6 protein-coding genes are annotated in these 7,212 nt (G+C 44.6%); 4 read left to right on the top strand and 2 right to left on the bottom strand.

Annotated features, from left to right (window positions below; all coding sequences use genetic code 11):
- The first annotated feature begins 32 nt into the window (after positions 1-32).
- From C7B77_RS19580 to C7B77_RS19565, 4 genes are all read left to right on the top strand, one after another.
- Positions 33-827, top strand: a complete 795-nt coding sequence (locus C7B77_RS19580; protein ID WP_181243931.1) for a thiazole synthase — start codon at positions 33-35, stop codon at positions 825-827.
- Between the two features lie 139 nt (positions 828-966).
- Entirely contained in the window at positions 967-1,710 is a 744-nt protein-coding gene (locus C7B77_RS19575; RefSeq protein WP_219892207.1) for a hypothetical protein, read from the top strand.
- Between the two features lie 62 nt (positions 1,711-1,772).
- Complete coding sequence (locus tag C7B77_RS19570) at positions 1,773-3,668, top strand: P-loop NTPase fold protein (protein WP_106308650.1); 1,896 nt, start codon at positions 1,773-1,775, stop codon at positions 3,666-3,668.
- Position 3,669: 1 nt separating this feature from the next.
- Positions 3,670-5,067 carry a DUF1802 family protein gene (locus C7B77_RS19565; RefSeq protein ID WP_106308647.1) on the top strand — a complete coding sequence of 466 codons (1,398 nt, stop codon included), beginning with the start codon at positions 3,670-3,672 and terminating at the stop codon, positions 5,065-5,067.
- Between the two features lie 107 nt (positions 5,068-5,174).
- Here the strand turns inward: C7B77_RS19565 and C7B77_RS19560 are convergent, their stop codons facing one another.
- Both C7B77_RS19560 and ruvB read right to left on the bottom strand, forming a co-directional pair.
- Positions 5,175-6,170: a DUF4351 domain-containing protein gene (locus tag C7B77_RS19560; RefSeq protein ID WP_106308644.1), complete on the bottom strand. Its 996-nt coding sequence runs from the start codon at positions 6,168-6,170 to the stop codon at positions 5,175-5,177.
- 21 nt (positions 6,171-6,191) lie between these two features.
- Positions 6,192-7,212, bottom strand: a 1,021-nt coding sequence (gene ruvB, locus C7B77_RS19555) for a Holliday junction branch migration DNA helicase RuvB (protein ID WP_106308641.1), incomplete at its 5' end; no start/stop codon positions are given.

Below are 7,212 nucleotides of genomic sequence, written 5' to 3'. Positions count from 1 at the left end.
CCCATCCACCCATCCACCCATCCACTCCCACCATGGATCGACCCCTAATTATTGCAGGCAAAACCTTTAACTCGCGGCTGATGACGGGTACGGGCAAATACCGCAGCATCGAACAGATGCAGCATAGTATCCTCGCCAGCGGTTGCGAGATCGTCACCGTTGCCGTGCGGCGAGTGCAGACTAAAGCCGCCGGACATGAAGGCTTGGCAGAAGCGATCGATTGGACTAAAATCTGGATGCTGCCCAATACCGCTGGCTGTCAGACTGCCGAAGATGCCGTGCGGGTAGCGAGATTGGGTCGAGAGATGGCCAAACTATTAGGACAGGAAGATAATAATTTCGTCAAACTCGAAGTAATTCCCGACGGTAAATATCTCTTACCAGATCCGATCGGCACCCTCCAAGCCGCCGAACAGCTCGTCAAAGAAGGCTTCGCCGTACTCCCCTACATTAACGCCGATCCACTGCTGGCCAAGCGGCTAGAAGAGGCCGGATGCGCGACCGTTATGCCCTTGGGTTCCCCGATCGGATCGGGACAAGGGATTAGAAATCTTGCCAATATCCAAATCATCATCGAAAACGCCAAAGTCCCCGTCGTCGTCGATGCTGGGATCGGTACCCCCAGCGAAGCCGCTCAAGCCATGGAAATCGGCGCGGATGCCCTTTTAATCAATACCGCGATCGCCTGTGCCGAGAATGCCCCCCTGATGGCTGAAGCGATGGGTTTAGCCGCTGTATCGGGACGATTGGGATACCTGGCGGGGAGAATTCCAGTTGCCAAGGTTGCAACAGCCAGTTCGCCGATGACAGGAACAATAACCTCGTAGGTTGGGTTTCTCTTTGCTCTAACCAACATGCTCGCAGATCGATCGTGCAGATCGAAAATAAGGATTTAATAATATGCAGATCTACCATCCTCCTAAGGCTTAGGAGGATTTTGAGGCATAGATTTTCAGCAATTGCGGAATGTCGGATCGATTATCGATCGATGCGTTAGTATCGTCTGACGATCTGGGTAAACTACGTGAAGAAGTAGTACTTTATTTCAGAAAGAAAATAACCCAGGGAAGCATGTCGAAAATGGTTACAAACTTGGAAGTCAGATTTCTGCTGGCATTGTGGGATCTAGGCGGTGCGGATATTCGCAAGGGATTGGTAAATAGTCGCTTCAGCGGAAAAACAGCCGTTGCTACTGCTGCATGTACTAGTCTAATCGAGGCTGGAGCCATTAATAATTCAGCAGATAGTCGCTTCCTGACATTAACCGAGCGAGGAAAAGTTTTGTTGGCATCATCCTTAGCAGAGGATAAATTTGAGTTCGAGGCTCAGATTGGTGCTAAAACTGCGAATGCGCTACTGAAATGGTTTCGTTCCAAGGCTGCTGTTAACCAGCAATCGTTAACCAACAATCGTCAAGGAGCCGCAATCACAACCTATAGCGAATTTAAAGAAATGGCGTTATCGTCCTACGATCGCCTCAATAGCGAATTTAATTTCGATCGACTCGTGCCGATTTATCGGATGCGTCGGGATCTTGGAGATCGAGTATCACGGACAAGCTTCAATGAGTGGCTGCTCAAAATGCAAGCCGATGGTATTCTGCAACTGCTAGAAGGCACCGTCGAAGATAGTGCGCCAGATAAGCTAGAAGACTCGGTGATGACCAAAGTCAGTGGCCTTCGGTGTTATGCCAAACGGCTCTACACATAAACAAAATTTAGAAACATCACCAAGTTCTTATTTAACTCTAGTCTGCAACTAAAATCAAAACAATGTCCGAGCAGCCTGCATCTCCCATTTCCGAAATCAATCAGCTTGTCGATCGGTACAATCCTTTCGACTGCTCTCTAGTTGTCAAAAGTCATGACGTTTGGGCATCTAAATTTCCCGATGTCCCTTCGATTAATGGACATATCTCAGCCGCAATTTTCAAAGGTATCGAGCAAGTTCAAGCTGGAGATCGAACTGTGTTAGGCATAACAATAACCGCCGAAAAAGGTTTGGGGAAAAGCCACCTGATTAGTCGGTTGCGGCGGCAGATCAAGCAGGATGGCAGTGCATTTTTTGTTTACATGAGTGAAACAGACTATGCCGATTTGAATCAGATTAATTCCATGTTCTTGAGTACTCTGGCGCACAGTCTTCAGCAGGAAGGTAGTTCCGGTGCGAGACAATGGCAGGAATTAGCCACTTTATTATTGAATGAAATTTTTAATGTTAACTATGAACCAAAGATATGGATCGGCAATTTTCCTAAAAAATTAGCTACTATCCCAAACTTAGTTACTCGATTGACAGCCAAAACTTGCCAACTCAAGCCAGATATTAGTAATCCTTATGTCGTTCAGGCTATTTTCTGGACATTGATACCCAGTATGCAATTGTTTGCTGTCAACTGGTTATCAGGTAAAGCGTTAGGAAAAGCCCAATCTGAAGCGATGGATTTACCCCAAAATCATGAAGGCGATCGAGAAGTCAATGCCTTAGCAATAGCAACGCAAATTTTGGATTTAATCGGTAACTATCGGACGATTGTTATCTGTTTGGATGAAATCGAGCCAAAGAGTTCTAATTCTCAAGGTTTAACAACACCACAAGTAGTCGCATCTTTAGCAAAAGATTTATATAGCAAAATTAAATCTGGCATTTTAATTATGGCTGTATATCCCCAAACTTGGCAGTACCACATCAAAGTGATGCCGCAGTCAGAAGCAGTAATCGATCGCATTGGTGAAAAAATATTCGATTTGCAATATCTCAATGGTGATGATGTTGTTGCACCGATCTCTGCCTGGTTGCAGCCTTTTTATGCCAAGCATGGTTCGATCCCACCATCGCCTACCTATCCATTCAAAGAGAGCGATCTACGGGAGTTGGGGACAGAGCGACCAATCGTTCGTAGAGTTTTAAAATGGTGTGCCGACAATTGGCAAGTATCTGTACCAGTGGATGAATTTCATGGGATTGAAATTGCTTTTCAAGAACAAATGTTGGCTCTAGAAACTACCATCATAGGTCTAATAGATGATAGTCAATTGATTGCAAAAGCATTGCGCTTGGCTTTTGAAACTACGAAAGGGATGACAATCGATGGGGTTTTAGTCGAAGATATTCAGGATATCGAAGTCAAAGCTGTCGATCGAGGCTATTTAGATTTCCGGCTAATCGCCCAAGATCGAGGAGGTACACATCAAATTGGTGTTTGCGTTTTACAAAATTCGGTGACAAAGTTTGTTAGTGCTGCCATAAAAAGATTGGCTGAGTATGACAAATTTAGCTTTACGAGAGGATGCCTAGTCCGATCTAAAGATGTCAAACTCAAAACTCAAGGACGCAGTATTTTGGACGATTTAATCGCAAATCGAGGCGGAGAGTGGGTAGTATTCAAACCAGAAGAAATCAAACCTTTGTTAGCAATTCGAGCTGTCTATGATGCTTATGAAGACTATGAATTTAGTCAGCCAAAAATTATAGAATTTATTAAAAAAAACCAAATCGCCGAAAACAACTATTTGATTAAGGAGATTTTGAGCGATCCTTCTGGCGAAATTCCTGTAGATGCGATCGATGAAGATTCTCTATCGATCGTAGAAAGCGATGTAAATACATTATTTATTGAAGACACTATCATTGATTTGTCTGAAGCTAGTCTACAATTAGCCAATTAATATGACTACTTTATCTTATTCAATTGCTAATGCGTTTCATCTAGATTTAGGTAACTTAGATTTGCTAGTTAAAGGCAGAACAATTGCTGTGTTTCCCTGGACATTTATGATGCCCGGTCAAACCTTTGCTCTAACTAATGCCGAAAACTCATTGGTGGTAAGAGACCTCAATTATTGGGCTAGATGCGAATCTTGTAAAAGTATCGATGCAGCAGCAGATCTACAGCTATTGCACCATATACTTCCCTGGAGCAAATCGATTATCGATCGTCACCTTGTCAGCAGAAATTTTGTGTTTATTGCTTTATTACGGGTTTATACTTTACCCGCTAAAATCGAAGTTCTCCCAGAGTGGATAGGTGATTTCTCTTTGCTAAAACAGCCGATAATGGTTAATAATCTTCAACCAGTTCTGGCAGATCGCATCTTCGCTAAACGTCAGCAGCAATTAGATAAGCTCTCCCCGTCACCATATCCGCAGTTAGAGACTCTACAACAGCAGCTCGATTTAGCCTCCTCCTCCGATCTCCACATCGACTCCTTCAATCGAGACTTACGAATCTTTTTAGAATGGGAGCCGCCATCACCACAACCTGAAAGTCTTACCGATCTCAAGTGGATTAACAGAATTTGTGAAGTTGGTAACTCTAGCGATGGTAATGAATTCGAGAAGTTAGTTCGTAGAAGCTTTTTGCAGTTAGGATTCACTAATTCTCTCAACAATATTAAGGCTAGTCTCGATCCCAATGCAACTGGTGGCGCAGGTGGCATCGATATTTACGGCGATCGGCCATTCTCCCTCGTGGGCGAATGCAAAGCAAGTAAGAATGAAAGTGTTCCCAATAGTGTATCTGCCCAGCTCATCCATTTGGGTATGACGCATCTAGGTAAAGAGACTTTCGATCGATCTGTCAAAATAATATTTGCGGCTGGCTCATTAACACCTGCGGCACAACAAGCAGCCGTTCAAAATCAAATGAATGTGATGACACCCACTACTCTACAACGACTCGTGACACTCAAGGCTTGCTATCCCGGCGCGATCGATCTGCGCGAATTAGAACAATGCTTAAAACAAGAACCCTTTGGTGAAGACTCAGATTTCAAGGTAAATAAATACATAGATTCGATCCAGCACAGAATCAAAACCCTCGCTCATATCGTCTCAACACTTAAGAATTATCTGGAATCCCAAACCTTTCAAGAAGTTGGTATCGAAAAATTTCATGTAGTGTTCGATTTATCCCATCCGCCCCAAAGGTATTCAGAGGAAGAACTCTATCACATGACGATCGAGCTGTCTTCACCGCTTAGTGGCTATCTGGGTAGGATTAAAGGACAGGATTGGAGAGACGATCGCTTTTACTTTTTACGAGAGCTAATAATTTCACTTTCTTAGTTTGGCTGTGTATCGACCGTGAGATTCTCTAAATAAAAAGGTGATGATGGCATAATTATCTCAGCCTTAGTTAGAGCAAAAATTTTGCTTTGAATAGATATAAATTTTTACCCATTTACCTCTAACCAAGCTGTCAGATCGCTAACTGTGGTAAAGTCTAAAGCTGCATCATATAAAACTTCTAACTGCTCTAAAGATAACTCCATCACCCTTGCTAATACCTCTGAGGAGACATCACCTACTCGTTTCTTTAACAACCGCAGCACAAAATCTTGCCGACCCTTAATTTCGCCTCTCTGTTCGCCAATTTGTTCGGCTGCTTGAAGCTTTTCTAAATATAAAGGTGATAACTGCATAATTAACTCCTGCTCTTCTGGTTCGATAGTTTCTCTGGCTTCCAGGATAACCTTCAAATTACCCAGTAAATCTAAGGCATTATTGCGATAGGGATGCTCCGCTGGTAGTGCAGCAACTTCTCGAATGGCTCGTTCTTGCACTTTGCCCTTACCCAATAGTCTAACCCACAGAGTTGTTGGTGTCTGAGGTAGTTGATGAATGACGATGATGCCTGTCTTGAGAGTTGGACTCAGTATATAGATACCTTCGCCCCACTTCTCTAGCTCTAATTTAGCACCGAGTCCTTCTAATATTTGGGCGGATAGGGTGGGTGTTAAAATCCAGAGATTGGGTAAAAGATCGTCGCCTAGTTCTGGTTGCGATTGTCTTTTGGCTTCTCTGAGCAGATAGCTATGCAAGTCGTATAGTTTGGACATGCAGGCGCGAATTTGCGGTACTTTAACTGAATTGCGAAAGGGTTCAAAGATGACGGTGTTTTTCGCACATTCTGCTAGTATTCCTAATTCTTCGATGGGTGAAAGTTGGGGGTCGGGGATGAAATAGACATCGACTTCCCGGACTTCGCCACTAATTTTTAGAGAGGTTTGCACTTGACCTAAAGGCGATAGCAATGACTCTAGAAAATCTTTGGCGAATTGGTCGTGGGGAAATCGAGTCATAAAGCTGGGCAGATTGAGTTGAAGTCGGACTAATTTGGCTTTTTTAAATATTTGACGATCGTATTCAATACCATTTCCGCATCGCATTCAACTACGATCGAGAGTTTCTCAATCTTCGAGCAAAGATAACTGCTCGCTGTTGTCATTTCCCCCTTTTAAACCCAAATGCTTCCGCGCTGCTGCCGTTACCACCCGTCCGCGTGGCGTGCGGTGAAGATAGCCGATTTGGAGTAGATAAGGTTCGTAAACTTCTTCGATGGTATGACTATCTTCGCCTGTAGATGCGGCTAGAGCTTCCAATCCTACGGGGCCACCATTAAACTGTTCGGCCATGGTGGTGAGTAATAATCGATCGACCCAATCTAAGCCCAACGGATCGACATTATAGATCTCCATGGCGGCACTGGCGATCGCGCCATCGATTTCGGTGTGAGCTTTAACCTGTGCGTAATCGCGCACCCGTTTGAGTAAGCGATTGGCAATGCGCGGCGTACCGCGCGAGCGTCTGGCAATTTCTGCCGCACCTTCATCGGTTACGGCTGTCTGAAGGATCTCCGCCGTGCGTTGGACGATGAGCGTCAATTCGTCCACTTCATAAAAGCGTAACTTCTGCACCAGTCCAAACCTGTCGCGCAGTGGGGATGTTAGCGAACCAACTTTGGTGGTCGCGCCGACGAGTGTAAATTTTGGCAGGGGAATACTCCGAATTTTGGCAGTATTACCTTTCCCGACGGTAATATCTAGTCGAAAATCTTCCATCGCTGGATAGAGAATTTCTTCTGTCATTCGGGGTAAGCGATGAATCTCGTCGATAAAGAGAATATCTCCCGGCTGCAATGCCATGAGAATTCCTACGATATCGCGCGGACGTTCTAAGGCTGGAGCTGCGGTAATCTTACAATTTACGCCCATTTCGGACGCCAGAATCAGGGACATGGTAGTTTTGCCCAGTCCTGGCGGCCCGTATAATAACAAGTGATCGAGCGATTCTTGGCGGACTTTGGCGGCTTGAATGGCGATATCGAGGACGCCTTTGAGATCTTTTTGACCGATATATTCTTTGAGGCTACTAGGTCTGAGGCTTTCTTCCTGGATTTTTTCTTCAGGGTTGGTAATATCGGCTTGTAAG

The sequence above is a fragment of the Chamaesiphon polymorphus CCALA 037 genome (assembly GCF_003003845.1).
Taxonomy (GTDB): Bacteria; Cyanobacteriota; Cyanobacteriia; order Cyanobacteriales; family Chamaesiphonaceae; genus Chamaesiphon; species Chamaesiphon polymorphus.
Note: the sequence above shows the minus strand (reverse complement) of the source record. Positions and strands in the feature narration are given on the sequence as shown.

What these genes read in the sequence shown, in the direction of transcription:
- C7B77_RS19580 (WP_181243931.1), top strand. Translation starts at nt 33, where the DNA reads ATGGATCGACCCCTAATTATTGCAGGCAAAACCTTTAACTCGCGGCTG.
- C7B77_RS19575 (WP_219892207.1), top strand. Translation starts at nt 967, where the DNA reads ATGTCGGATCGATTATCGATCGATGCGTTAGTATCGTCTGACGATCTG.
- C7B77_RS19570 (WP_106308650.1), top strand. Translation starts at nt 1,773, where the DNA reads ATGTCCGAGCAGCCTGCATCTCCCATTTCCGAAATCAATCAGCTTGTC.
- C7B77_RS19565 (WP_106308647.1), top strand. Translation starts at nt 3,670, where the DNA reads ATGACTACTTTATCTTATTCAATTGCTAATGCGTTTCATCTAGATTTA.
- C7B77_RS19560 (WP_106308644.1), bottom strand. Translation starts at nt 6,170, where the DNA reads ATGCGATGCGGAAATGGTATTGAATACGATCGTCAAATATTTAAAAAA.